This window comes from Microbacterium sp. ARD32 (assembly GCF_031844385.1).
In the GTDB taxonomy this organism is placed as follows: domain Bacteria; phylum Actinomycetota; class Actinomycetes; order Actinomycetales; family Microbacteriaceae; genus Microbacterium.
Map to the genome: position 1 here is coordinate 1268754 of NZ_JAUZVD010000001.1, position 24537 is coordinate 1293290.

Sequence of the window (24537 nt, forward strand, 5' to 3'; positions counted from 1 at the left end):
TCGGTCGGGCGATCGGACCAGCGGTCAGATCTCTGGTTCGAGGATATCGAGGTGCACCGAGAGCGACGCTCTCGCACCCCCGCGCGGGCGGCGACTGCGGGTGGCGTCGGAGACGACCGCCGCTCGCAGCGCGTCGGCGACAGCCTGCCCTGCCGAGTACGGGAAGCGCACCAGCGCGCGCACCCTGCCGTCGTCTCCGACGGGCAGCGGGCCGAGAACGGCCTCGCCGGTGACGCCCAGCGGCGCGAGCGCGTCGAGTGCGGCGCGGACCGAAGCCGGGATGCCTTCGAGCTGTCCGACCCGCGTCGTCGGGGGCATCCGCAGCGGTAGGCGCGCGTGCAGCTCGCTGCGGGCGTACGCGGCCGGCGTCCATGTGGCAAGGGCCCTGGCCACCGGTCCGTCGACCCCGACCAGGTGGATGGGAGCGCCGGCGGCTGCCAGCGCCGCCGCGTTGGCCCACCAGCGCAGGCACGATTCGGCGATCCGCAGCTCCGGCGCCTGCAGCATCCGCGCCCCGTCCAGCAGGATGACGGCGCGGTATCCGCCCGCCGCCAGCGGCTCGGCTCCGCGGGTCGCCACCACGAGCGCCGGCTCGGCGGCCACCTGCTGCACGGGGTGCGCGCCGTCGGAGACGATCACCCGGATGCCGGGGAACGCCCGGCCCAGCTCGTCCGCCGTGCGCTCGGTGCCCGACGACGCGAGTCGCACCTGCTCCGCGGAGCAGTGGGCGCACCGCCAGGAGTTGGCCGCGCGGCCGCACCACCCGCACACCGGCACTGCGCCGCGACGACGTGCCCCCAGCGGTCCACCGCAGTGGGTGCAGCGCGCCGCCGCACGGCACTGCGCGCACACCAGGCTCGGAGCGAAGCCGGGACGGGCCACCTGCACGAGCACCGGACCCTCCGCCGCTGCCGCGCGCGCCGCCGCGAACGCGCTGGACGGCACGCGCTGTCCGGTGCGCTCGAGTTCCTGGGGCGTGCTCAGCCGCACCTGCGGGATGACGCGACGCGCGGCGGTCACATCCTGCAGCCACCCGGTCTGCACCAGCCGCTCGGCATCGGTGGAGCGCGTGTGCCCGACCAGCAGCAGGGCGCTCTGCTCCTCGACCTGCCGGATCAGCGCCGCGTCGCGGGGGTGCACGTACGGGGCGAGCGGTTCGGCCAGCAGCGGGTCGCCGTCGTCCCAGATCGCGACGAGTCCCGCTCGCACGGGCGAGTAGACCGCCGAGCGGTTGCCGACCACGACGCACGGCTGATCGGCCAGAGTCCGCAGGAAGGCGCGGTATCTGTCGGGATTCGGCTGGCGGGCGTCGTGGCGCACCACCGCGTCGTCCTCGAGCATCGTCGCCAGGGCGGAGAGCAGCCGATCCTGGTCGCGATGATCCGGCACCACCAGCACGCTGGAGCGTCCGTCGGCCAGGTGCAGCACGGCGCCGGCGGCCAGCATCAGCGCCCACCCGGGGTGGTCATCCTGCAGCAGCGGGATCGCCTCGACGGCCGCCCGGCCCGCGGACGACAGCACGCCGTCCAGTCCGTCATAGGCGGCGATGATCTCGCGCGCCCGCCCCACAGCATCCGCGGACGGTGCCGGGGCCGCCTCGGGCGCGCGCCAGGCCTTCTCCACGCGCACCTGGCGCTTGGGGATCGCGAGTCGCAGGATGTCGGATGCCGAGCCCGCCGCCCGGTCAGCGGCCTTGCGGGCCAGCCGGTACAGCCGGTCGGGCATCACCACGGTCGACGAGACGACGCTCTCGATCTCGGAGAGCGTGCGCGACGCATCCGCCTCCCGCGCGATCTCGACGACGTATCCGTCGATCACGCGGCCGGCAGTGCGCAACGGTGCCTTGACGCGCACGCCGGGCTCGACCGCGCCCAGCTCGTCGGGCAGGGCGTAGTCGAACAGCCGGTCCAGCTGCGGGAGCGGCGAGTCGATGAGCACTCGCGCGATGCGCCGTCCCCCGTCGGGAGCGGGCGCGCGCCCCGGCACGGCGCCCACGGCTCAGACGCCGGCGGCGCGGCGCAGCTGGTCGGCGCGGGTGGTCTGCTCCCAGGTGAAGTCGGGCAGCTCGCGGCCGAAGTGACCGTATGCCGCCGTCTGCGCGTAGATCGGCCGCAGCAGGTCGAGCTCCTCGATGATCGCCTGCGGGCGCAGATCGAACACCTGGTCGATGGCGCGGGTGATCACGTCGTCGGAGACCGCACCGGTGCCGAAGGTCTCGACGTACAGGCCGACCGGGCGGGCGACGCCGATCGCGTACGCGACCTGCACCTCCGCGCGCTCCGCCAGCCCGGCGGCGACGACGTTCTTGGCGACCCAGCGCATCGCGTACGCCGCCGAGCGGTCGACCTTGGACGGGTCCTTGCCGCTGAAGGCGCCACCGCCGTGCCTTGCAGCACCGCCGTAGGTGTCGATGATGATCTTGCGGCCGGTGAGGCCCGCGTCGCCCTTCGGCCCGCCCGTGACGAACGGCCCCGCGGGGTTGATGTAGTACTTCAGGTCGGCGGCGAGGTCCAGCCCGGTCTGCGCGAGCACCGGGTCGATGACCTTCTGCCGCACGAGCGCCTTCAGCTCGTCCTGTGCGATGTCGGGGTGGTGCTGGGTGGAGAGCACCACGGCGTCCACGGTCTTGGGCGTGAAGCCGTCATACCCCAGGGTGACCTGCGTCTTGCCGTCAGGCCGCAGGAAGGCGAGCTCGCCGGAGCGGCGCACCTCGGTGAGACGCTCCGCGATGCGGTGCGCGGTCCACGCCGCCATCGGCATCAGCTGCGGCGTCTCGTTCGTGGCGAAGCCGAACATGATGCCCTGGTCGCCCGCGCCGAGTTCATCCCGAGGATCGGTCGAACCGCCGTCACGGCGCTCCTGCGCGTTGTCGACGCCGTTCGCGATGTCCGACGACTGCTCCCCGACCGACACGGTCACCCCGCACGACGAGCCGTCGAAGCCGGTCTCGCTGGAGGTGTATCCGATGCCGTTGACGACGTCCCGCACGATCGTGGGGATGTCGACGTATCCATCCGTGCGGATCTCGCCCGCCACGTGGACGAGGCCGGTGGTCACCAGCGTCTCGACTGCGACGCGAGAGCCGCTGTCGACCGCCAGCAGCCCATCCAGCACGCTGTCGGAGATCTGGTCGCAGATCTTGTCCGGGTGCCCCTCGGTGACGGATTCGGACGTGAACAGGCGCAGCGCGCTCATGTGTGCTCCAAAGCGGGTCGGTCGTGCAGGGCCGCGCTCGGCCCGGTGCCAGTGTGCAGGAAGCCGCCGACATCCGCGTGCGGACGTCGGCGGCTCACAGGGGAAGGAGTGTCACTCGGCGTGGCGGATGCGGAGCTTGTCCTCGTTGATCTCGTGCAGGGCGATCGTCAGCGGCTTGTCCTCGACGGAGGAGTCGACCAGCGGTCCGACGTTGTCGAACAGGTTGCCCTCGTGCAGGTCGGAGTAGTAGTCGTTGATCTGACGCGCGCGCTTGGACGCGTAGATCACGAGCTCGTACTTCGACTCGACCCGCTCGAGCAGGTTGTCGATCGGCGGGTCGATGATGCCCTGGTTGCTTGCGGCCATGGTGGACCTCCTGGTCAGGCGACGCTTCATCGGATGATGACGTGTCGCGAAGTAGATGTCGGGCGCGCGCAGGCGTTCAGCGCGCAGCGCTCGTGGACAATTCTACGACCTCGCGCGCCGCGGTGGCGACGTCGGCGTTCACGACGACGTAATCGAACTCCTGCTGGGCGGCCAGCTCGATGCGCGCTGTGCGCAGCCGGCGGGCGCGCTCCTCGGCATCCTCGGTGCCGCGGCCGACGAGCCGTTTCACCAGTTCGTCCCAGGACGGTGGCAGCAGGAAGACCAGGGATGCCGACGGCTCGGCGGCCCGCACCTGGCGGGCACCCTGCAGATCGATCTCCAGCAGCACCGTCCTGCCTGCGGCCAGAGCGGCGTCGACAGGACCGCGCGGGGTGCCGTAGCGGTGCCTGTTGTGCACGGTGGCGTGCTCGAGCAGCTCACCGTCTGCGATCAGGCGGTCGAACTCGGCGTCGTCCACGAAGAAGTAGTGCACCCCGTCGACCTCGCCGGGGCGCGGCGCGCGCGTGGTCGCCGACACCGAGAGATGGATCTCGGGATGCTGCGCACGGATCTGCGCGGCCACCGTGCCCTTGCCGACGGCGGTGGGCCCCGCCAGCACCAGCAGCCTGCTGCGACCCGGGCGCGCGGTGTGCGGCGGGAAGCGGCGGTCCAGCCACTCGGACAGTGCGGCGAGCTGGCGCACGCCGAGACCTCCGAGGCGCTTGACCGGCGAGATGCGCAGCTCTTCGAGGATGCGGTCGCGCTTGCTGGCGCCGATGGCGGGCAGCGCCATCAGGAAGTCCGTGATGCGCAGCGTGGCGGCATCCGAATCGGCATCCTCCAGGGCGCGCCGCAGGATCTCCTGCGGCGCGGTCACCCTGGTCGCCAGATCCCGCTTCAGCGCTGCGCGGGCGCGACGGCGCTGCAGCGCGCGCCGGGACGCGGCCGCGCGATCGACCTCGGGCACGACACGACCTTCAGCCACGGATGACCTCCTGATATCGAGCGGCGCGATCGGTGATCGTCGCCGCGATGGCGCCGGGACCGGCGCTCAGGATGCTGCGGCTCTCGCTCGCGAGCACCTGCGAGGCGACCGGGCCGAATCGCGCGATCAGATCGGCCGGCTCCGCCCCCTGCGCGCCGAAGCCGGGGGCGAGCACCGGGGTCGCCGCCAGCTGCTGCGCGCTCAGCCCCGCCTCCGCGAGATCCACGGTCGCGCCGATCACCACGCCGACCGGGCCGAGGCCGTCCGCGAAGGCCGGGGACCCGTTCGCCCAGGTGACATCGCGCACCACGCGCTGGGCGACCGACTGATCGTCGGTCGCGGCGACGTCCACCGTGCGCGCGGTCTGCAGCGCTGCCGCCTCGGGGTTGCTGGTCGCGGCGAGCACGAACACGCCCTTGCCGGCACGCACCGCGGCGGTGATGGTCTCGCGCAGCGACTCCGGGCCGAGATACGGACTCACGGTGACGGCATCGGCCTCCAGCGGTGAACCGGGCTCGAGCCACGCCGACGCGTAACCGGCCATCGTCGAGCCGATGTCGCCGCGCTTCGCATCCGCGAGCACGATCAGTCCCGCGTCGCGGGCCGCGGCCATCACGTCCTCCAGCGCGGCGAAGCCCGCGGAGCCGAAGCGCTCGAAGAACGCGACCTGCGGCTTGACCACGCCCACGCGGCCGGCGGCGGCCTTCACCACCGCCAGCCCGAAGGCACGCAGCCCGTGCGCGTCCTGCGGCAGGCCCCAGCGGTCCAGCAGCGCGGCGTGCGGGTCGATGCCCACGCACAGCGGTCCGTGGGCATCCAGCGCCGCGCGCAGGCGCGCACCGAACGCTGCGGTCATCGCGCCCCCTGACGATCGAGGTCGTACTCCTGCAGGCTGCGCACCGAGAAGCCCTCGTTCGCGGCATCCATTCCGCTGACCGCCGCGCCCAGCACCGCCATCGTGGTGAACAGCGCCTTGTCCGCCGCGACCGCGGCCGCCCGGATCTCGTAGCCGTCGGCGCGCGCCGCTCCGCCGCTGGGCGTGTTCACGACGATGTCGATCTCGCCGTCGTTGATCAGGTCGACGATGTTGCGCTCGCCGCTGTTCTGCGTCTCGCTGTACTTGGCGGCCAGGGCGACATCGATGCCGTTGCGCGCGAGGATCTCAGCGGTGCCCTCCGTGGCCAGCAGCGAGAATCCGAGCTGCGACAGCCGGTGGGCGGGCAGGATCACTTCGCGCTTGTCGGAGTCGGCGACCGAGATGAACACGGTGCCGGAGGTGGGCATCCCACCGTACGCGGCCGCCTGGCTCTTGGCGAACGCCGTCGGGAAGTCGGCTGCGATGCCCATCACCTCGCCGGTCGAGCGCATCTCCGGTCCGAGCACCGAGTCCACGACCTTGCCGTCGTGGGTGCGGAACCTCTTGAACGGCAGCACGGCCTCCTTGACGGCGATCGGCGCGCCCAGCGGCACACTCGACCCGTCCTGCTCGGGCAGCATGCCCTCGGCGATGAGCTCGCCCACCGTGGCACCGGCCATGATGCGGCTGGCTGCCTTCGCGAGCGGGAAGCCGAGCGCCTTCGACACGAAGGGCACCGTGCGGCTGGCGCGCGGGTTGGCCTCGATCACGTACAGCACTCCGGCGCTGATCGCGAACTGCACGTTCAGCAGGCCACGCACGCCCACGCCCTGCGCGATCGCGCGGGTGGCCTCGCGCACCCGCGCGATCTGCGAGCGTCCCAGCGACATCGGCGGAAGCGAGCAGCTGGAGTCGCCGGAGTGGATGCCGGCCTCCTCGAGGTGCTCCATGATGCCGCCGATGTACAGGTCGGTGCCGTCGAACAGGGCGTCGACATCGAGCTCGATCGCGTCGTCGAGGAAGCGGTCCACCAGCAGCGGCTTGCCCTCCTCGATGATCACGTTGCCCGCCGTGCGCACGAAGTAGTCGCGCAGCGACGAGGTGTCGTAGACGATCTCCATGCCGCGGCCGCCGAGCACGAAGCTGGGCCGCACCAGCACCGGGTAGCCGATCTCCTCGGCGATGCGCACCGCACCCTCGACGTCGATCGCGGTCCCGTTGCGCGGTGCCACCAGGCCCGCGTCGTCGAGCAGCCGCGAGAACAGCTCGCGCTCCTCGGCGAGGTCGATCGCCGCGGGGCTGGTCCCCAGCACCGTGTATCCGGCCGCCTCGATGCCCTTCGCCAGACCCAGCGGCGTCTGACCGCCCAGCTGGCAGACCACGCCGAGGATCGTCCCGCTGCGAGCCTCGGCGTCGAGCACCTCCAGCACGTCCTCGAGCGTGAGCGGCTCGAAGTACAGCCGGTCCGAGGTGTCGTAGTCCGTCGAGACGGTCTCGGGGTTGCAGTTGACCATGATCGTCTCGTACCCGGCATCCGACAGCGCGAACGACGCGTGCACGCAGGAGTAGTCGAACTCCACGCCCTGCCCGATGCGGTTCGGCCCGGACCCGATGATGACCACCTTGGTGCGCTCGGACGGCGCCACCTCGGTCTCGAAGTCGTAGCTGGAGTAGTGGTACGGGGTCAGCGCGGGGAACTCCCCCGCGCAAGTGTCGACGGTCTTGTAGACGGGTCGCAGGTCGAAGGCGTGGCGGATGCCGCGCACCTCCGCCTCGTCGATGCCGCGCAGCTGCCCGATCTGGGCGTCCGAGAAGCCGTGCTCCTTGGCCTGGCGCAGCGTCGCGGCGTCGAGCTCCGCGGCGTCCGCGACGGCCTGCGCCACCTCGTTGATCAGCACGATCTGGTCGAGGAACCACGGGTCCATCGCCGTCGCCTCGAACGCCTGCTCGATCGTGGCGCCCTTGCGCAGCGCCTGCTGCAGCACCACGATGCGGCCGTCGGTCGGGGTCTTCGCGATCTCGAGCAGCTCCTCGACGGAGCGCTCCTCGGCGCCCCAGTGGAAGGACGAGCCGCGCTGCTCGAGCGAGCGCAGCGCCTTCTGCAGGGCCGTTGTGTAGTTGCGGCCGATCGCCATCGCCTCGCCGACCGACTTCATGGTGGTCGTCAGCGTGGCATCCGCCGCCGGGAACTTCTCGAAGGCGAAGCGCGGCACCTTGACGACCACGTAGTCGAGCGTCGGCTCGAAGCTGGCGGGCGTCACACCGGTGATGTCGTTCGGGATCTCGTCGAGCCGGTAGCCGAGGGCGAGCTTGGCGGCGAGCTTGGCGATCGGGAACCCGGTCGCCTTCGACGCCAGCGCGGAGGAGCGCGAGACGCGCGGGTTCATCTCGATCACGATGATGCGCCCGTTGCTCGGATCGACGGCGAACTGGATGTTGCAGCCGCCGGTGTCCACGCCCACGGCGCGGATGATGTCGATCGAGATGTCGCGCATCTTCTGGTACTCGCGGTCGGTGAGCGTGAGCGCCGGGGCGACCGTGATCGAGTCGCCGGTGTGCACGCCCACCGGGTCGACGTTCTCGATCGAGCACACCACGACCGTGTTGTCGGCCGTGTCGCGCATGAGCTCGAGCTCGTACTCCTTCCAGCCCAGGATGGACTCCTCCAGCAGCACCTCGTGCGTGGGCGAGTCGTGCAGGCCGGCGCCGGCGATGCGGCGCAGGTCCTGCTCGTCGTAGGCGAAGCCCGAGCCCAGTCCGCCCATCGTGAAGGACGGGCGCACCACCAGCGGGTAGCCGAGCTCCTCGGCGCCCGCGAGGATCTCGTCCATGGTGTGGCAGATCCGCGAGGCGGCGACGTCGGCGCCCGCCTCGATGACGAGCTCCTTGAAGATCTGGCGGTCCTCACCCTTGCGGATGGCGTCGACCTTCGCGCCGATCAGCTCGACGTCGTACTTCTCCAGGATGCCGCGCTCGTGCAGGGCCATGGCGGCGTTCAGCGCGGTCTGCCCGCCGAGGGTCGGCAGGATGGCATCCGGCTTCTCCTTGGCGATGATCGTCTCGATCACCTCGGGGGTGATCGGCTCGATGTAGGTCGCGTCGGCGAAGTCCGGGTCGGTCATGATCGTGGCGGGGTTGGAGTTCACCAGGATGACGCGGACGCCCTCCTCGCGCAGCACCCGGCACGCCTGGGTGCCCGAATAGTCGAACTCGCAGGCCTGGCCGATGACGATCGGACCGGAGCCGATGACCAGAACGGAGGTGATGTCGTCGCGCTTCGGCATTACTTGCCGCCTTCCTGGGCCTGAGCGAGGTTCGCGAGCACCACGTCGCGGAAACGGTCGAAGAGGTAGTGGGCGTCGTGCGGCCCTGCGGCCGCCTCGGGGTGGTACTGCACCGAGAACGCCGGGATGTCGTGGGCGCGCAGCCCCTCGACGACCTGATCGTTCAGGCCGATGTGGCTGACTTCCACCAGGCCGTAGCCGTTCGGGCTGGGGAACGTGCCCTCCAGCGGCGCCTCGACGGCGAAGCCGTGGTTGTGCGCGGTGATCTCCACGCGGCCGGTGGCGCGGTCGAGCACGGGCTGGTTGATGCCGCGGTGGCCGAAGGCCAGCTTGTAGGTGCCGAGCCCGAGAGCCCGCCCGAACAGCTGGTTGCCGAAGCAGATGCCGAAGTAGGGCAGCCTGGCGTCGAGGACCTCGCGGAGCACCGCGACCTGCGTGGCGGAGGCGGACGGGTCCCCGGGTCCGTTGGAGTAGAACACTCCCACCGGGTCGACAGCCCGGATGTCGGCGAAGCTCGACGACTGCGGCAGCACGTGCACGTCGAAGCCGAGCCGGGCGAGGTTGTCGAGCGTGGACTGCTTCACGCCGAGGTCGAGCACCGCGAGGTTGCCGATGCGATCGGTGGTCGCGGGGATCACCCGGGCCTGGGCGACCGAGACCTCGGCCGACAGGTTCTGCCCGGCCATCTCCGGCGCCGCCGTGACGCGCCGCAGCTGTTCATCGGCATCCAGCCCGGCATCCGATCCGGAGAAGATGCCGCCGCGCATGGCACCCCTGTCGCGGATGCGTCGGGTGATCGCCCTGGTGTCGACGCCGCTGATGCCGACGATGCCGTCGCGCACCAGGGCGTCGTCGAGGGACTCCTCGGCGCGCCAGTTCGAGGCGCGGCGTGCGGGGTCGCGGACGATGTATCCGGCGACCCAGATCTTCGAGGACTCATCGTCTTCGCGGTTCATGCCGGTGTTGCCGATGTGCGGTGCGGTCTGCAGCACGATCTGACCGGCGTAGGAGGGGTCGGTGAGGGTCTCCTGATAGCCGGACATGCCGGTGGCGAAGACGACCTCGCCCAGGGTGGTGCCGAGGGCGCCGTAGGCGCGGCCGGCATAGCGGGTGCCGTCCTCGAGGACGAGCACGGCCGACGTGAGCGGGGACTGCGCCCCGGGGGTGGGACTGGTCACGGCTGTTCTCCGTTCTCCGAGCCGGCGACGAGGCGCTGCAGCTCGGGGAGGATCTGCTGCGACCCGGCGGATGCGGGGCGCAGGTACGAATCTACGATGGTGCCGTCGGTGACCCGCCACACGAGGCGGATCAGTCCGTTCGGCTCCACGACACGGTCGATGGCGACGGTGGCGAGGTCGGCTGCGAGCAGCCGTTCGGTTGCGATGAACACGGTGGGCGCACCGTCGAGGCTGAGCGCCGCTCCCCTGTCGGTGAGTGCGAGCTCGCCGCGGGCCCGGTACGCCAGCGGTGTCATCGCGATGCGCTCGAGCGGCTGGTCGTGTGCGGTCGTCGCGACGTAAAGCACTTCGTGACGAGCGACGACCTCCGCGTGCTCCGGGACTCCGATGGGCGCGGTCAGGGCGGAGTCCCGGCGAACGCGTCGTCGCCATCCGATCGCCATCGCGACGAGGATCAGGACCGCGACGGCGACCGTGACCAGAATCGCCAGTTCACGACTCATGCTGACAGCTCCTGCAGGTCGCCGTCGGCGACCGTGACGGTGCCGCCGTGGATGGTCCACTGCACGCGTCCCGGCAGCTCCCTGCCCAGGTACGGCGAGTTGCGGCTGCGACCGTGCAGATCGGACTCGGTGAACACGCCCTCGGCCGACGGGTCGTACAGCGTGATGTGCGCAGGCGCGCCCGAGGTCAGCGAGCCGAACCCGTCGAGACGTCCGATCTGCGCCGGGGTGGTGCTCATGACCCGTGCGACGTCGGCCCAGTCCAGCATGCCGGTGGAGACCATCGACTGGTGCACCACCCGCAGCGCGCTCTCCAGGCCGACCATGCCGTTGGCCGCGGCCTGCCACTCGCAGGCCTTGTTCTCGGCCGGGTGCGGGGCATGGTCGGTCGCGACGATGTCGATCGTGCCGTCGGCGAGACCCTCGCGGACCGCGAGCACGTCCTCCTCGCGGCGCAGCGGCGGGTTGACCTTGTAGCGGGCGTCGTAGTCGCGCACCAGCTCGTCGGTCAGCAGCAGGTGGTGCGGGGTGACCTCGGCGGTCACCCGGATGCCGCGCTTCTTGGCCCAGCGGATCAGCTCCACCGACCCCGCGGTGGACAGGTGGCACACGTGCAGCCGGGAGCCGACATGCTCGGCCAGCAGCACGTCGCGGGCGATGATCGACTCCTCTGCCACCGCGGGCCAGCCGGTCAGGCCCAGCTCGGCCGACACCGCGCCCTCGTTCATCTGGGCGCCCTCGGTGAGGCGGGGATCCTGCGCGTGCTGCGCGATGACACCGTCGAAGGCCTTCACGTACTCCAGCGCGCGGCGCATGATCAGCGGGTCCCAGACGCAGAATCCGTCGTCGCTGAAGACGCGCACCCTGGCCCGGGAGGCGGCCATGGCACCGAGCTCGGCCAGGCGCTCGCCCTTCTGCCCGACGGTGACCGCACCGATGGGCTGCACCGTGGCGTAGCGGGCTGCTTCACCGAGAGCGAGCTCCTGCTCCACCACGCCGGCGGTGTCGGCGACGGGCTGCGTGTTCGGCATCGCGAACACCGCGGTGAATCCGCCGGCCGCTGCCGCGCGAGTGCCGGTGAGCACGGTCTCGGACGCCTCGAACCCGGGTTCGCGCAGGTGCGTGTGCAGGTCGACCAGGCCGGGCAGCGCCACGAGACCTGCGGCGTCGATCACGCGCGCACCCAACCGGCTCAGTCCTGACCCGACCTCGGCGATGACGCCGTTCTCGATCACGATGTCGGCGCTGTCGCGCCCGAGCAGCTGGACTCCTGAGATGACGAGGGTCTGGCTCACTTCACTTCCCCTCGCTCGTCGTTCCGCTCCCCCGCAAGAAGCAGGTAGAGCGCTGCCATGCGCACCGAGACGCCGTTGGTGACCTGCTCCAGCACGGTGGATCGTGCGGAGTCGGCGGCTTCGGATGAGATCTCCAGGCCGCGGTTCATCGGACCGGGGTGCATCACAATGCTACCGTCGGGCAGCTTCGCCGCGCGCAGTGCGTCCAGCCCCCACAGCCGGGAGTACTCCCGCTCACTGGGGAAGAACGCGGCGTGCATGCGCTCGGTCTGGATGCGCAGCATCATGACGGCATCCGGTCCCTCGGCGAGGGCCTGGTCGAGGTCGTACAGCACGCGCGCCGGCCACTGCGTGACGTTCTGCGGCACCAGAGTGGGCGGAGTGACCAGCGTGACCTCCGCGCCCAGGGCGGCCAGCAGCCACACGTTCGAGCGGGCGACCCGGGAGTGCAGCACGTCGCCGACGATGACCACACGCAGGCCGCTCAGGTCGCGCCCGCGGCTGTCGGCGCCGTAGCGGCGCTTGCGGATGGTGAAGGCGTCCAGCAGCGCTTGGGTGGGGTGCTCGTGCGTGCCGTCGCCGGCGTTGACGACGCCGGCGGAGATCCACCCGCTGGTCGCGAGGGTGCGGGGGGCTCCGGATGCCGAGTGGCGGACGACCACGGCATCCGCTCCCATCGCCTGCAGGGTCTGAGCGGTGTCCTTCAGGCTCTCGCCCTTGGAGACGCTGGAGCCCTTCGCGGAGAAGTTGATCACGTCGGCGGAGAGCCGCTTGGCTGCGGCCTCGAACGAGATGCGCGTGCGGGTCGAATCCTCGAAGAAGAGGTTGACGACGGTCTTGCCGAGCAGCGTGGGCAGCTTCTTCACCTGCCGGGACTGGGTGTCGGCCATGTCCTCGGCGACGTCGAGGATGCGCAGCGCGTCCTCCCGGCTGAGCGTACGGGTGTCGAGCAGGTGCCTCATGATTCGATCGTCACCTCTTCGGCGCCGTCGAGCTCCTTCAGGCGCACGTTCACGCGCTCGGTCCGTGAGGACGGGATGTTCTTGCCGACGAAGTCGGGCCGGATCGGCAGCTCGCGATGGCCGCGATCGACCAGGATCGCCAGGCGCACGGCGGCGGGGCGCCCGACGGACTGGATCGCGTCGAGGGCTGCCCGGATGCTGCGCCCGGAGAACAGCACGTCGTCGACGAGCACGATGGTCTTGCCGTCGATGCCGCCCTCGGGGATCTGCGTGCGCTTGGGGGCACGGGTGGGATGCTGCGCGAGGTCGTCTCGGAACATCGTGATGTCGAGCGACCCCACGGGGATCTCGGCCTGCGCGATGTCGGCGATGATCGGTCCCAGCCGATCGGCCAGCGTCACTCCCCTGGTCGGGATGCCGAGGAGGACGATGCCCTCCGCGCCCCGGTTGGATTCGAGGATCTCATGGGCGATGCGCGTCAGAGCGCGCGCGATATCGGCTTCGTGCAGCACGGTGCGTGCAGACAATGGCCACTTCCCTTCTCCGCCTCACAGGACGGTGTTAAAGGTGGTGATGGCTTCAGTCTAGCGCGGCGACCGGGGACCCATGACGCGCGAGGTCGGTAGCCTCGGAGCGTGAACCCGCCGACGAACCGTGTGCCGCCTCGGCGCATCACCTTCATCCGACACGCGATGCCGCGTGTGGATGCCGCTGTCTCTCCCGATGCCTGGGAGCTCAGCGCCGCAGGGGTCGCCGCAGCAGCCGAGCATCCGCTCACCGTCGAGCGCGCGATCGTCGTCTCGAGCCCGGAGCGCAAGGCGCTGGTGACGACCACGCTCATGACCGGACACGGTGCAGTCGGCGTGGACGCCCGGTTCCGTGAGGTCGACCGCGTTGAGCGAGTGCACGACGATTTCCGCGCTGCGCGCGCCGCGTGGATCTCCGGTCGCCTCGACAGCCGCCACAGCCAGTGGGAGACGCCGGATGCCGCAGCGCAGCGCTTCCACGACGGGTTGCTCGCCCATCCCGCCGACCACCTCGTCGTCGGCACGCACGGCATGGTGCTGACGGCCTGGTTGGTCGGGCAGGGGCTGATCGAGCCCGGCGGCGCCGCCGTCGTGTTCTGGGAGTCGCTGACGTTCCCGCACGTCATCGAGCTCGAGGCTCCGCTCCTGCGCGTGCGCGCCGTGCTGACGGATGCCGACGGCCGCTGCGTGTTGATCAAGCGCACCCGCCCGGGGCACCGGCCGTACTGGACCGCGCCCGGCGGCGGAGTCGAGCTTGCGGATGCGACGGCGGAGGATGCACTGCGACGGGAGCTGCGCGAGGAGCTGGGCGCGGAGGCATCGGTCGGACCCGTGCTCTTCGAACGTCAGATCGACGGCATCCGCTCTGAAGCCTTCTACCGGGCGCGACTGATCAGCATGGATCTGCAACTGCTCGACGGGCCGGAGCTCGGGGACCCGGCTCGCGGCAACTACGACGTCGAGTTCGTCACCCGCGATCGTGTGGCGGGACTGGACGTGCTCCCCGCTGAGCTGAAGCAGCACCTGCTCAGCCGGCGCGCAGCGCCTCGTCGGTGAGGGGGCACTGCGAGACGCGGATCGGGTGGCCGGTGGTGGTCAGGCACCTGCCCGTCTTCAGGTCCCACTTCCAGTCGTGCATCGAGCAGGTGAGGATGCCGTCCTCGTCGATCCTGCCGGTGCGGGTGAGGTCTGCCCGCAGGTGCGGGCAGCGGCGCTGCACGACCCAGTCGCCGATCTCGGCGTCCTCGGTCTGATCGGTCTGCTCCTGGTACCAGTTCTCCACGTACTCGATGCGGTCCACCGACAGGCACTTCAGGAAGGTGGTCAGGAACTCGTTGAACTTGCCGCTGCGGCCCACGGAGAACTGCATGGACAGGAAGATCGAGTTCGACCAGTCGATCTCGTGATCGACGATGTTGGTGGAGACCAGGTCGGCCGGGATCGTGTACCAGTAGATGCACTCCTCCCCCGCGTACTCGCGCACCTTGGCCTTGGGGAAGTCCACCACCATGTCCAGCTCGCCGATGCGGAAGCGCACGCACCCGCCGACGCCGAGCCGGATCGTGCGCGACTTCTTGATCAGCGGCTCCCACCACTCCTTGATCGCGGCGAGCATCTCCGCCGGAGGCATGATCTCGGCGCGACGCGCCTCCTCGTCGCGCAGCTCCTGCTGGCGCGACGCGCGCTGCTCCTCGAGGTACGCCCACTTCTCATCGAAGATGTGGTTGATCTCGGCATCCGAGTACAACGACTGCGAGACGGTCAGCTCGCCGCCGTCCATCTCCACCACCGTGCCGGGGATGAACAGCTGCCCGTCGTACTGCGGCGCCTGCTCCTTCAGGTGGGCGAGGAACTCCTTCTGATCGGTGAAGATCGAGTCGTCGTCCTGACCGGTGCCGTTGTAGCGGAAGATGTCGTCGCGCAGGAACATCGGCGGTCCGGCCATCGGGAACACGTGCGGGGCATCCACCTTCTCGATGTAGTACATCGCACGCTTGTTCTGCGCCTCGCGCTTGAGGCGCGCGAAGTTCTGCTTGGCGTCCTGCGGCAGGTCGTAGACCATCGGCCACCAGATGGCGCCGGAGACCTGCGTGAAGTACGCCTCGGGCTTGCCGAAGCTCAGCAATGCCTCCAGGTCGAGGGGGTGCGAGTCGTTCTGGTTGAGGATGGATGCCGTGCCGTCATCGACGCTCAGCGAGGAGTCGCCAATCGGTCCGTCGCTGGGGGCGCGCAACGGCGTGATCATGAGCTTCGTGCCGCCGCGCTCGAAGATCTCGCCCGCCGGCGCGTAGAAGATGTTCTCGTATCCGAGAGCCCGGATGTCGTTCTCGAGGTCGTCGGTGACGTACTCGGGCAGCAGCACCTCGATGTCCTTGCGGATGTGCTTCTCGAGCAGCCGCGGATCGAAGTGGTCACGGTGCCGGTGCGAGATGTACAGGAAGTCGGCCTCACGCCCGTAGCGCTCCCAGTCCAGCCCGCGGTTGTCGGGGAACGGGAACCACGAGCCGAAGAAGGATGGGCCGAGCACAGGGTCGCAGATGATGTTCCCGCCGACCGTCTCGATGAACATCCCGGCGTGGCCGAGTCCCGTGATCCGCATGTCTCTCCTCCTGCTTGGACAGCCCCGATTCTACCGGCGGGTCCTGTGCGGCGGCGGTGACCGACCGGTCCGACACGGCGGGCGCGGTGCGTCCGGCCGATCGCGGTCAGGCCTCCAGCAGCCCGCGGATGTCGTCGGCGGTGAGCACCTTGGAGAACAGCTCGTCGTCGTCCATGACCGCGGTGAACAGTCGTGCCTTGCGCTGCTGCAGCGCCAGCACCTTCTCCTCGATCGTGCCGGATGCGATCAGGCGGTAGACGAACACGCGGCGGGTCTGTCCGATGCGGTGCGTGCGGTCGATGGCCTGCGCCTCGGCGGCGGGGTTCCACCACGGATCGAGCAGGAACACGTAGTCGGCCTCGGTGAGGGTCAGTCCGAACCCGCCGGCCTTCAGGCTGATGAGGAACACCGGCTGCTCGCCGTCCTTGAAGCCGTCGATGACCTCGGTGCGATTGCGTGTGGAGCCGTCCAGGTGCACGTGCGCGATCCCCGCTGCGGTCAGCCGCTCCTCGGCGAGATCGAGGAAGCTGGTGAACTGGCTGAACACCAGCGCCCGGTGACCCTCGGCGCGCAGCTCCTGCACATGCTCGATGAGCACGTCCAGCTTGCTGGAGCCGATCGCGGCGTCGGCCGGATCTATCAGGCCGGGTGCGAGCGACAGCATGCGCAGCATGGTGAGGGATCGGAACACGATGAACCGGTTGCGGTCCAGGTCTGCCAGCAGTCCGAGGAGCTTCTGTCTTTCGCGCTGCAGCACGGCGTCGTAGCGGGCGCGGTGCGCCGGCGCGAGGTCGACGAACACCTCCTGCACCTGCTTCTCGGGCAGGTCGGCGGCGACGACCTCCTTGGTGCGTCGCAGCATGAGCGGACGGATGCGTCGTCGCAGACGCTCGAGCCGGCGCTGCCGGTAGTCGCCGCCCTCTTCGTTCTCGGGCACCTTGCCCTTCTCGATGGGCTGCACGTACTCCTCGCGGAACCTGCGTGCCGAGGGGAACAGCCCGGGCGCGGTGAGTGAGAAGAGCGCCCACAGGTCGGTGAGGCTGTTCTCGAGCGGTGTGCCGGTCACGGCGATCTTCACGCGGGCGCGCAGCGCCGCGATCGCCTTGTGCGCCTTCGTGGCGGGATTCTTCGCGAACTGCGCCTCGTCCAGGATCGCCCCGGCCCACTCGACGTCGGCGTACTCGGCGTCGTCCAGCCGCAGCAGCGTGTACGAGGTCACGATCACGTCGGCGTGCTGCACGGCATCCGGGATCCGCTCCCGCCGGCGCGACGCGCTGCCCTCGACGATGCGCAGCCGCAGTCCGGGAGCGAATCGCGCCGCCTCGCTGCGCCACGTGCCCAGCACCGATGTCGGGGCGATGACCAGGAACGGCCGCTGCTCGCCCTGCTCGCGGGCGTGCACGACCAGTGCCAGCAGCTGCAGCGTCTTGCCGAGGCCCATGTCATCGGCCAGCACGCCGCCCAGCCCATGACTCCACAGGAACGCCAGCCAGTCGAAGCCCTGCTTCTGATACGGGCGCAGCTGCGCGTTCAGACCTTCCGGCACCGGCGCGGGCGGCACCTGCTGCACATCCCGCAGCCCCTCGGCCAGCGCCCGCCACGACACGGCGGGCTCGGATTGATCGGCGAGGTCCTCGAAATCCGCCCACAGCGCCGTCTGGTGCCGGCTGATGCGCGGACCCGTCTCCCATTCGGCCAGGTCGGCCGCCTCGTCGATGAGCTCGCGAAGCGCCTGGAGCGCAGGATGGGCGAGCGAGAAGTAACTGCCGTCGACGAGCATGAGCTTGGTGCGTCGCATGCTGAGCGCGGTGAACAGCGGCGTGAAGGGGATCGAGACGCCGTCGATCTTGACGATGACCCCCAGGTCGAACCAGTCCGGGTCGGTGGACTCGACGGTGGAGACGGTGATCTCGGGCGTGCCGGTGAGTTCACGGTACTGCTTGCGACGACCCGTCACCACGACGCGCACCTCGCTGTCCTCGAACGCGGGCAGCACGGTGGTCGCCCATTCCGCAGCGGTGACGCCCGCCATCGCCGATCGCGTCTGGAAGGGCTCGGGCGTGGCGGATGCCCAGATGCGCTCCAGCGATCGCAGCTCCTGCCGCTCGGCATCCGCGTCACGGAAGGCGTGATCACCCGGCACCGGCTCGTCGGCGACCACCGGCACTGCGGGATGGCCCGCATACTCCCACTCGAACCGGTGCTCCACCCTGTCTGCCGACCGGAAGGCGACACGCAGCAGCGGAACAGGACGCACCGGTACCGGAAGCGCGAGGCCACGCGCCGCTGTCACCGTGCTCTGCCGGGCGATCACCGGGTACACCTCGGTGAGGAAGGCACCACGGTCCGCGGCGGACACTTCGATCGTGTCGCCCGCGGTGATCGCCGCGTGCACCGGTGCGCTCAGCGGCACGGGCGCGAGTGCGACCTGGATGCCGGTGGCGACCACTTCCCAGTGGTACACGCCGGTCCGCCCGATCGGCCGCACCTGGGCGGTCGGAACGGGCTCTGCGTCGATCGTGATGTCGGCATCGACCCGCAGGCCGCCCTCATCGTCACGATCGATGCGGATCCCCCCTTCGGCCCGGCCGGCGAGCCGGACGGTGGTGTGCTTCTGGGCGGCGATCATGGCGATCCCCAGCCCGGAGGACGAGCGCAGGTGCTGCCAGAGCAGCGGCGACTCCACGCGGTCGAGCGGGATCCACTCCGACGCGGTGCCGGAGAGAAGGGAATCACGGGCGATCGCGAGGAAGTCCGTGAACCATCGTGCCTGCGCGACGTCGAAGCGGTTGCCGGGTCGTCGCATGCCGTCCCAGGTGACGTCGCCCTGGATCCACTTGCCGGTCGTCTCGCTGCGCATCAGGGGCCGGGCCGACAGCTGCACCTCGCCGTGATCCCTCGTCAGCTCGCGAGGGGTGGCCGTGCGCGCGGGGCTCGCACCCCAGCGGTCTCGCGAGCGCGGCGGTCGCACGCGCAGCTCGAGTCCGAGCGCGAGCGGGACCAGCTGCGCACCGGATGCGCTCTGCGGAGCGAGCCGCCGCCACGCGGCCCGCTGGGTGTCGCGCCGCGCGGCCGCAACGGCCTGACGCTCGGCGAGCCGGGGCGGCGCCGCGAGCAGCGCCGCGACGACGTGCTTGCAGTCGCGCTGCACCGGACAGGAGCACACCGTCGCCAGGATGGCCCCGCCGCGAAAGCGGATGCGGCAACGATAGGCCATCATCCCGGTGCCGTACACCTCAGCGCTGAGCTGCTCCGCCTCTCCATCCCACGACGCGTGCGCGACGCGGCCCCCGCGGGCGTAGTCCACGCCCCGCTGGTACGCCCCGTCTCCGGCCAGTCGACGCAGCTGCTGGGCGCTGGGCCGGGGAATGCTCATCACAGCATCCTCTCGCACATCACCGACATCGGCACGATGCCCGTTCGTTATCGAAAGCTTGTCGGATCGTGATCACCGACCCGCGGTGCACTGCCTACCCTGAAGGCATGAGCTCCACGAAGAAGCGGTCTTCTGCGGTTGTCGCCCTCGCCACTCTGCTCGCGCTGCTGACGGGTTGCTCGGCCGGAAGCGGCGCCCATTCGGGCGGCTCCGTCGCGCAGAACGCGGATGCGGCCGTCGAGCAGACCGCCGATGGGGAATCGCCGGATGCCGCGGTCGTGATCACCGGCAGGATGTCGGTGCAGACCGATGAGCCGCTGGTCGCCGCCGACAGCGCTGCCCGCATCGTCGGCGACGCCGGCGGCCGCGTCGACGGACGTGACGAGCAGGCTCGATCCGACGGGCAGTCCGCGCGGGCGGAGCTCGTGCTGCGCATCCCGTCCGATTCCCTGGATCGCACGCTCGATGCGGTGCGGCAGCTGGGTGAGCTGAGGGAATCATCCCTGCAGAGCACACCGGTCGCCGCCGCCCAGCGCGACCTGGAGGCCCGGATCTCGTCACTGAGCACGTCGCTCTCACGCTACAACGAGTGGCTGAGCCGCGCCGAGAAGACGTCCGACCTGATCGAGCTGGAGAAGGAGATCTCCGATCGGCAGAGCCAGCTCGAGAGCCTGGAGGCGGAGCAGCGGGACCTGAAGGACCAGGTAGCCATGGCGACCATCACCGCGGTGTTCGAGGCCGAGTACGTTCCCGTCAGCAGCGCCCCTCGCAGCCTGCCCGAGGCGATCGGCGCGGGGTGGAGCGGCTTCGTCGCCTTCTGGACGGGCGCGATGATCGCGCTCGGGCTGATGCTGCCGTGGCTGGCGCTGATCGGTCTGATCGTCGTGGTGGTGCTGTGGCTGGTGCGCCGGGCACGACGTACGAGCCAGCCGGGAGACCCCGGCCCGCCGCCGGCGGCGGCTCCTGCCGCGGCACCTCCGGCGACGGCGGCTCCTGCCGCCACTCCGCCGGCGTCGAAGCCCGAGTGAGCGCGGTTGCGCTCAGAGCACGCCCTCAGTGAGCACGCTCTCAGCGCGCGCGGTCGATCCTGGCGAGCACGCCGTGCACGAAGGCGCCGGAGTCCTCGGTGGAGAGCTCCTTGGCCAGCTCCACCGCCTCATCGATCGCGACGGCCGTGGGCACCTCGTCGTTGAAGAGGATCTCCCAGGTGCCGATGCGGAGCAGGGCGCGATCGACTGCGGGCATCCGCTCGATCTTCCAGTCGCGACTGTGCGTCGTGATCTGCTCGTCGACCTCGTCACGGTGATCGACGATGCCGTCGACGATCTCGCGTGCGTACAGCCACGAGCTCTGCCGTGCCGGCTCGCTGGCCGCTCTGGCGGCAGCGGCGGCCAGGGCGACCGATAGCTCCTCCCCGCGCACGTCGGCGGAGAAGAGGATGTCGAGGGCGCGCTTGCGCGCCTTGGTGCGTGCGCTCAACTCAGTCGTTCACGCGGCCGAGGTAGTCGCCCGTGCGGGTGTCGACCTTGACCTTGGTGCCCTGCTCGAGGAACAGCGGTACCTGGATCTCGTAACCCGTCTCGAGCTTGGCGGGCTTGGTGCCGGCCGACGAGCGGTCGCCCTGGAGGCCCGGCTCGGTGTAGGTGACCTCGAGCACGACGGATGCCGGGAGCTCGACGTAGAGCGGGTTGCCGTTGTTCAGCGCGATCTGCACCTGCTGGTTCTCGAGCATGAAGTGTGCGGCGTCGCCGACGGTGGCGGCCGGGACGTTGATCTGGTCGTAGTCCTCCTGGTCCATGAACACGAAGCTGTCGCCGTCGGTGTACAGGTACTGGAAGTCACGCCGGTCGACGTTCTCGATCTCGATCTTGGTGCCGGCGTTGTAGGTCTTGTCGACGGTCTTGCCCGAGACGACGTTCTTCAGCTTGGTGCGCACGAACGCGCCGCCCTTGCCGGGCTTGACGTGCTGGAACTCCACGACGCTCCAGAGCTGTCCGTCGATCTTGATGACGACGCCGTTCCTGATGTCTGCAGTGGATGCCATGCGGGTGCGAGTCCGTTCGTTTCGAAGGTTCAATGGTCGAGCGCGGATGCGCGCAGAGAAGTGACCGAGAGTCGATTCTATCGGATGCCGCGGAGCCCACCCGCGAACCTGTCGAACCCCGGCTGCTGCGCCTGTCGAAGGGTCGCGGTAATACCTGTGCGAGCCTTGCCCTGTTCGAACATCTGTTCTATACTGGAATCATGGCCATCGATGAGCGCACCGGCTTCGCACCGCAGTCCGCGGGCGAAGCGCTGGGCGCGCTTCTCGATGATGTGAGGTGCTCCGAGGTGGACACGAATCGGTATGCGGCCAGACAGGCCGAGCGGCTCGCCGATGCCGTGGAGTTCACCCGCCGCCATCCCGAGATCTACACGATCGACGCGGATGCCGAGATGGCGGAGCGCGCGGTGATGCTCGAGCTCTCGCTGCGACTGCGCCTGTCGCAGGAGCGAGTGCGGGAGCTGTGCTCGGCCACCGAGACCGCGCGTCGAGACCTGCCGCTGCTGTGGCAGCGCGCCAGGGACGGGTTCGCGTCGATGTACAGCGTGAGCGTCGTGGTCGCCGCATCCGGCCCGCTCGCCGCCCCGATGGGTGCACCGCAGGAGGTTCTGGATGCCGAGGCCGAGGCGCTTGCACTGCTGGACCGGTCCGCGCAGGACTGGGTGATCGACTGCTCAGTGGCACAGCTGCGCCATAAGGCGAAGAAGCTCGTCGACCGGATCACCGGTGATTCCGCGGCTCGTCGTCACACCCGAGCCATGGCCGATCGGAAGGTCATCCGTGCTTCCGCCGGTGACGGCATGTCGTGGATCACCGCATTGCTCCCCACTCACGAAGCGGTCGCGGCGATGCGACGCCTGACTGCCACAGCCAAGCACACCCAGAAGGACGAGCGGGAGGAACGCACCCGGGATCAGATCCGCGCAGACCTCTTCAGCGCCTGGCTGCGCGGTGTCGGCACTGCCACCGCGGTGAAGACCAAGGTGTTCGTCACAGTTCCCGTGCAGTTGCTTGCCGGCGATCCCGTTCCGGTGGAGCAGGCGACCATCGTCGGTGGCGACACGCTGGATGCGATCACCGCCAAGCAGCTGTTCCTCGACGCCCGCGGGTTCCACCGGGTGATCACCGACCCGGTCAAGGGCGTGATCGTCGACATGGACCGCCGCACCTACCGGCCTACCGCGGCGCAACGCGACTGGCTGGTCCTTCAGCACGGCACCTGCTCTCGTGACGGGTGCATGCGCCTCGCGGTCGATGCCGATCTCGATCACGATCGACCCTGGTCGCAGGGCGGCACGACCGACATCCGGCAGTTGCGTCCGCTCTGCCCGCGCGATCACAAGCTCCGACATCGCACCCGGATCCGGTATCGGACCAGACCCGGCAGATCGGTTCAGGTCGTCTCCCCTACCGGCTTCGAGAGCACCGCCCCTCCGCCGTTCTGACTCGACGCTTCGACAGGCTCAGCGACCCAACGACTGCGCGCCGACACCGCAGTTCAAGGGGCTGGACTGCTGCGTCTGCCGAAGCACCCTCAACGAGCTGCCTGCAGCATCCGGCGGATCTCCGGCCATGCGCGCGCGCCGAGCTCGGCATCCGCTTCGGGTGAGCCGCCACGGCGCATCGCGACTCCGCCGACAGCCGGCGACTCCCCCGGCAGCAGCAGCCGATGTCCGGCGCCGGGGTGCGTCACCACCGTCGTGACGAGACCGCGTTCGGACCGTGCGGCCTCGACCTCCGCCGCGAAGCGCGCACTCGGCCACACCTGATCGTCGCCGCCGGCGATCAGCAGCACCTCGCCGGCGATGTCCCCCACCGGAATCCGGGCGGCCGCCGTCGCATCAGCATCCAGCAGAAGACTCGTCTCATAGAGCGAGACGAAGGCGGGCGGGTCGGTCTTCGGCGACCACGAGGGATCGAACGCCACGTATGGCACCGGCTCTCCCCCGTGCGTCCAGTGCGATGACCAGGATCCGGCATCCGCACCGGCCCACACCACCGACGACGGCGCGACCGCGATCACACCATCCACGGCGTACCTGCTCGCCGTGACCAGGACGGCCTCCGCGCCGAACGACGTGCCGAACAGCACGATCCGATCCACCTCGCGCAGCAGCGATTCGATCTCTGACGCGAAGAGCTCCACAGGCACCTCGTGCGGACTCGGCCGCTGGCCCTCACCGCCGAACCACCGGATCGCGCGCACGCGTGCGCCCGTCGTCGCCAGCAGCTCGGCGCGCTCGCGCTCCACCCGGCCGCTCGATCCGGCCAGCAGCAGCACGCCGGTGCCGTTCGGCGCAGCAGGAACGGCTTCGAACCGATCCTCGGATGCCACCATGGCCGCTACTCGCCGATCTGCGCGACCAGTTCCCGCACCGCCTCGGCGTACCCGTCGATGCCCTTGCCGACCACGCGTACGGCCGCGACATTCTCCAGGTAAGAGAACTGGCGGAAGGATTCCCTGGCGTACACATCCGAGATGTGCACCTCGGCGAACGGCAGGCTCACTCCGGTCAGCGCATCGCGCAGCGCGACGGACGTGTGCGTCAGGCCGCCCGGGTTGATCAGGATCGCCGCACAGTCCTCACGCGCCGCGTGGATCGCGTCGATGAGAATGCCCTCGTGGTTGCTCTGCAGGGCGCGCACCTCGTATCCGAGCCCCCCGGCGACCTCCGCGACCAGCTGCTCGACATCCGCGAGCGTCGCCGTGCCGTACACCTCGGGCTCGCGCGTGCCGAGCAGATTGAGATTCGGGCCGTTGAGCAGCATGAGGCGGTGAGATGCGGTCACGATCCGCACACTATCAGCGTGGCCCGATGAGGATCAGCCGGACGCTGTGACTTCGCTCAGCAGCACGACGCCCGTCTCGCCCGCACCGCAGAAGCCACCGAACGAGCCGAAGTACGAGTCGCGCTCGTCGCCCTGTGGAAGATCCTCCAGTGCGATGATCGCCCCGAAGCCCGACAGCGTCGAACCGGCGGCGATCACCTCACCGTTCTCCAGCACCACGCGGGCCCCATCTGCGTCGTCGAGCCGCGCAGAATCCGGCCAGACTATCCACGCCCCGTCGCCGATGTCCCCGCTCCAATGGAAGCATCCACTGGAGCTCACCGCGAGCCACCCTTGCAGGGGGCCTTCGACCACGCCTGCCGCGTCCGCCGCGCGCACCGCGTCTTCGGACGACAGCGTCCCCAGCCCGAAACCGCCCTCGTCAGTGGGCGCCGTACCGCACGCCGACAGCGAGGAGACCACTACCAGCAGTCCCGCCATACACGCCCATCTGTGCATGATCGGACGGTATCAGCTCGCGTCAGGATCGGGGGTGACCGGGCTCTCCGCCGTGGCGGTGCTCGTCTGCGCGCTGCTG

The 24537-nt window shown here is 69.9% G+C and carries 21 protein-coding genes; 3 read left to right on the plus strand and 18 right to left on the minus strand.

The annotated features are described in order from the left end of the window. Nucleotides 1–24: 24 nt before the first annotated feature. The 11 genes from Q9R19_RS06015 to pyrR all read right to left on the minus strand — a co-directional run bounded on the left by Q9R19_RS06015 (nucleotide 25) and on the right by pyrR (nucleotide 13151). Entirely contained in the window at nucleotides 25–1995 is a 1971-nt protein-coding gene (locus Q9R19_RS06015) for a primosomal protein N' (RefSeq protein ID WP_311255416.1), read from the minus strand. Between the two features lie 3 nt (nucleotides 1996–1998). Continuing rightward, a complete protein-coding gene (metK, locus tag Q9R19_RS06020) occupies nucleotides 1999–3195 on the minus strand; it encodes a methionine adenosyltransferase (RefSeq protein WP_311255417.1) in 1197 nt (398 codons plus the stop codon). A gap of 111 nt (nucleotides 3196–3306) precedes the next feature. Then, complete coding sequence (gene rpoZ / locus Q9R19_RS06025; protein WP_311255418.1) at nucleotides 3307–3561, minus strand: DNA-directed RNA polymerase subunit omega; 255 nt, start codon at nucleotides 3559–3561, stop codon at nucleotides 3307–3309. 76 nt (nucleotides 3562–3637) lie between these two features. After that, the gene (gene gmk, locus Q9R19_RS06030) at nucleotides 3638–4546 is read right to left on the minus strand and encodes a guanylate kinase (protein ID WP_311255419.1); all 909 of its coding nucleotides are present in this window, start codon (nucleotides 4544–4546) and stop codon (nucleotides 3638–3640) included. Beyond that, nucleotides 4539–5402 carry an orotidine-5'-phosphate decarboxylase gene (gene pyrF / locus Q9R19_RS06035; RefSeq protein ID WP_311255420.1) on the minus strand — a complete coding sequence of 288 codons (864 nt, stop codon included), beginning with the start codon at nucleotides 5400–5402 and terminating at the stop codon, nucleotides 4539–4541. The genes gmk and pyrF overlap by 8 nt, the downstream gene beginning before the upstream one ends. Next, a complete protein-coding gene (gene carB, locus Q9R19_RS06040; RefSeq protein ID WP_311255421.1) occupies nucleotides 5399–8686 on the minus strand; it encodes a carbamoyl-phosphate synthase large subunit in 3288 nt (1095 codons plus the stop codon). Before carB ends, pyrF begins: the two co-directional genes overlap by 4 nt. Then, the gene (gene carA / locus Q9R19_RS06045; protein ID WP_311255422.1) at nucleotides 8686–9864 is read right to left on the minus strand and encodes a glutamine-hydrolyzing carbamoyl-phosphate synthase small subunit; all 1179 of its coding nucleotides are present in this window, start codon (nucleotides 9862–9864) and stop codon (nucleotides 8686–8688) included. The genes carB and carA overlap by 1 nt, the downstream gene beginning before the upstream one ends. Continuing rightward, entirely contained in the window at nucleotides 9861–10367 is a 507-nt protein-coding gene (locus Q9R19_RS06050; RefSeq protein ID WP_311255423.1) for a hypothetical protein, read from the minus strand. The genes carA and Q9R19_RS06050 overlap by 4 nt, the downstream gene beginning before the upstream one ends. Beyond that, a complete protein-coding gene (locus Q9R19_RS06055; RefSeq protein ID WP_396653465.1) occupies nucleotides 10364–11644 on the minus strand; it encodes a dihydroorotase in 1281 nt (426 codons plus the stop codon). The genes Q9R19_RS06050 and Q9R19_RS06055 overlap by 4 nt, the downstream gene beginning before the upstream one ends. Nucleotides 11645–11658: 14 nt before the next feature. Next, nucleotides 11659–12624, minus strand: coding sequence for an aspartate carbamoyltransferase catalytic subunit (locus tag Q9R19_RS06060; RefSeq protein WP_311255425.1), 966 nt, complete (start codon nucleotides 12622–12624; stop codon nucleotides 11659–11661). After that, on the minus strand, nucleotides 12621–13151 hold the full coding sequence (pyrR, locus tag Q9R19_RS06065) for a bifunctional pyr operon transcriptional regulator/uracil phosphoribosyltransferase PyrR (protein ID WP_311255426.1): 531 nt from the start codon (nucleotides 13149–13151) through the stop codon (nucleotides 12621–12623). The genes Q9R19_RS06060 and pyrR overlap by 4 nt, the downstream gene beginning before the upstream one ends. 108 nt (nucleotides 13152–13259) lie before the next feature. On the opposite strand from pyrR, the gene Q9R19_RS06070 reads away from it, so the two are divergent. Next, nucleotides 13260–14207, plus strand: coding sequence for an NUDIX domain-containing protein (locus Q9R19_RS06070; protein WP_311255427.1), 948 nt, complete (start codon nucleotides 13260–13262; stop codon nucleotides 14205–14207). Here Q9R19_RS06070 and Q9R19_RS06075 read toward each other — a convergent pair. Both Q9R19_RS06075 and Q9R19_RS06080 read right to left on the minus strand, forming a co-directional pair. Further along, nucleotides 14179–15750, minus strand: coding sequence for a Rieske 2Fe-2S domain-containing protein (locus tag Q9R19_RS06075; RefSeq protein WP_311255428.1), 1572 nt, complete (start codon nucleotides 15748–15750; stop codon nucleotides 14179–14181). The two genes, Q9R19_RS06070 and Q9R19_RS06075, sit on opposite strands and share 29 nt — an antisense overlap. A gap of 106 nt (nucleotides 15751–15856) precedes the next feature. Next, the gene (locus Q9R19_RS06080; RefSeq protein WP_311255429.1) at nucleotides 15857–19126 is read right to left on the minus strand and encodes a DEAD/DEAH box helicase; all 3270 of its coding nucleotides are present in this window, start codon (nucleotides 19124–19126) and stop codon (nucleotides 15857–15859) included. Nucleotides 19127–19233: 107 nt separating this feature from the next. On the opposite strand from Q9R19_RS06080, the gene Q9R19_RS06085 reads away from it, so the two are divergent. After that, on the plus strand, nucleotides 19234–20154 hold the full coding sequence (locus tag Q9R19_RS06085; RefSeq protein WP_311255430.1) for a DUF4349 domain-containing protein: 921 nt from the start codon (nucleotides 19234–19236) through the stop codon (nucleotides 20152–20154). Nucleotides 20155–20194: 40 nt separating this feature from the next. Here Q9R19_RS06085 and nusB read toward each other — a convergent pair whose 3' ends face one another. Beyond that, nucleotides 20195–20605 carry a transcription antitermination factor NusB gene (nusB, locus tag Q9R19_RS06090; RefSeq protein WP_311255431.1) on the minus strand — a complete coding sequence of 137 codons (411 nt, stop codon included), beginning with the start codon at nucleotides 20603–20605 and terminating at the stop codon, nucleotides 20195–20197. Nucleotide 20606: 1 nt separating this feature from the next. Then, the gene (gene efp, locus Q9R19_RS06095) at nucleotides 20607–21170 is read right to left on the minus strand and encodes an elongation factor P (protein WP_311255432.1); all 564 of its coding nucleotides are present in this window, start codon (nucleotides 21168–21170) and stop codon (nucleotides 20607–20609) included. 200 nt (nucleotides 21171–21370) lie between these two features. Here efp and Q9R19_RS06100 point away from each other — a divergent pair, with 200 nt between their 5' ends. Then, the gene (locus Q9R19_RS06100) at nucleotides 21371–22615 is read left to right on the plus strand and encodes a DUF222 domain-containing protein (RefSeq protein WP_311255433.1); all 1245 of its coding nucleotides are present in this window, start codon (nucleotides 21371–21373) and stop codon (nucleotides 22613–22615) included. Between the two features lie 89 nt (nucleotides 22616–22704). On the opposite strand, the gene Q9R19_RS06105 is transcribed toward Q9R19_RS06100, so the two are convergent. Genes Q9R19_RS06105 through Q9R19_RS06115 form a run of 3 tightly spaced genes read right to left on the minus strand, consistent with a single transcriptional unit; the run spans nucleotide 22705 to nucleotide 24458 of the window. Next, nucleotides 22705–23508, minus strand: coding sequence for an acyl-CoA thioester hydrolase/BAAT C-terminal domain-containing protein (locus Q9R19_RS06105; protein WP_311255434.1), 804 nt, complete (start codon nucleotides 23506–23508; stop codon nucleotides 22705–22707). Nucleotides 23509–23513: 5 nt separating this feature from the next. After that, nucleotides 23514–23960, minus strand: coding sequence for a type II 3-dehydroquinate dehydratase (locus Q9R19_RS06110; RefSeq protein WP_311255435.1), 447 nt, complete (start codon nucleotides 23958–23960; stop codon nucleotides 23514–23516). 33 nt (nucleotides 23961–23993) lie between these two features. After that, a complete protein-coding gene (locus Q9R19_RS06115; RefSeq protein ID WP_311255436.1) occupies nucleotides 23994–24458 on the minus strand; it encodes a hypothetical protein in 465 nt (154 codons plus the stop codon). Between the last annotated feature and the right edge of the window lie 79 nt (nucleotides 24459–24537).

What these genes read in the sequence shown, in the direction of transcription:
- metK (WP_311255417.1), bottom strand. Translation starts at nt 3,195, where the DNA reads ATGAGCGCGCTGCGCCTGTTCACGTCCGAATCCGTCACCGAGGGGCAC.
- efp (WP_311255432.1), bottom strand. Translation starts at nt 21,170, where the DNA reads ATGGCATCCACTGCAGACATCAGGAACGGCGTCGTCATCAAGATCGAC.
- rpoZ (WP_311255418.1), bottom strand. Translation starts at nt 3,561, where the DNA reads ATGGCCGCAAGCAACCAGGGCATCATCGACCCGCCGATCGACAACCTG.
- Q9R19_RS06115 (WP_311255436.1), bottom strand. Translation starts at nt 24,458, where the DNA reads ATGCACAGATGGGCGTGTATGGCGGGACTGCTGGTAGTGGTCTCCTCG.
- Q9R19_RS06060 (WP_311255425.1), bottom strand. Translation starts at nt 12,624, where the DNA reads ATGAGGCACCTGCTCGACACCCGTACGCTCAGCCGGGAGGACGCGCTG.
- Q9R19_RS06075 (WP_311255428.1), bottom strand. Translation starts at nt 15,750, where the DNA reads ATGCGGATCACGGGACTCGGCCACGCCGGGATGTTCATCGAGACGGTC.
- Q9R19_RS06085 (WP_311255430.1), top strand. Translation starts at nt 19,234, where the DNA reads ATGAGCTCCACGAAGAAGCGGTCTTCTGCGGTTGTCGCCCTCGCCACT.
- Q9R19_RS06100 (WP_311255433.1), top strand. Translation starts at nt 21,371, where the DNA reads ATGGCCATCGATGAGCGCACCGGCTTCGCACCGCAGTCCGCGGGCGAA.
- Q9R19_RS06050 (WP_311255423.1), bottom strand. Translation starts at nt 10,367, where the DNA reads ATGAGTCGTGAACTGGCGATTCTGGTCACGGTCGCCGTCGCGGTCCTG.
- Q9R19_RS06080 (WP_311255429.1), bottom strand. Translation starts at nt 19,126, where the DNA reads ATGAGCATTCCCCGGCCCAGCGCCCAGCAGCTGCGTCGACTGGCCGGA.
- carB (WP_311255421.1), bottom strand. Translation starts at nt 8,686, where the DNA reads ATGCCGAAGCGCGACGACATCACCTCCGTTCTGGTCATCGGCTCCGGT.
- pyrF (WP_311255420.1), bottom strand. Translation starts at nt 5,402, where the DNA reads ATGACCGCAGCGTTCGGTGCGCGCCTGCGCGCGGCGCTGGATGCCCAC.
- Q9R19_RS06105 (WP_311255434.1), bottom strand. Translation starts at nt 23,508, where the DNA reads ATGGTGGCATCCGAGGATCGGTTCGAAGCCGTTCCTGCTGCGCCGAAC.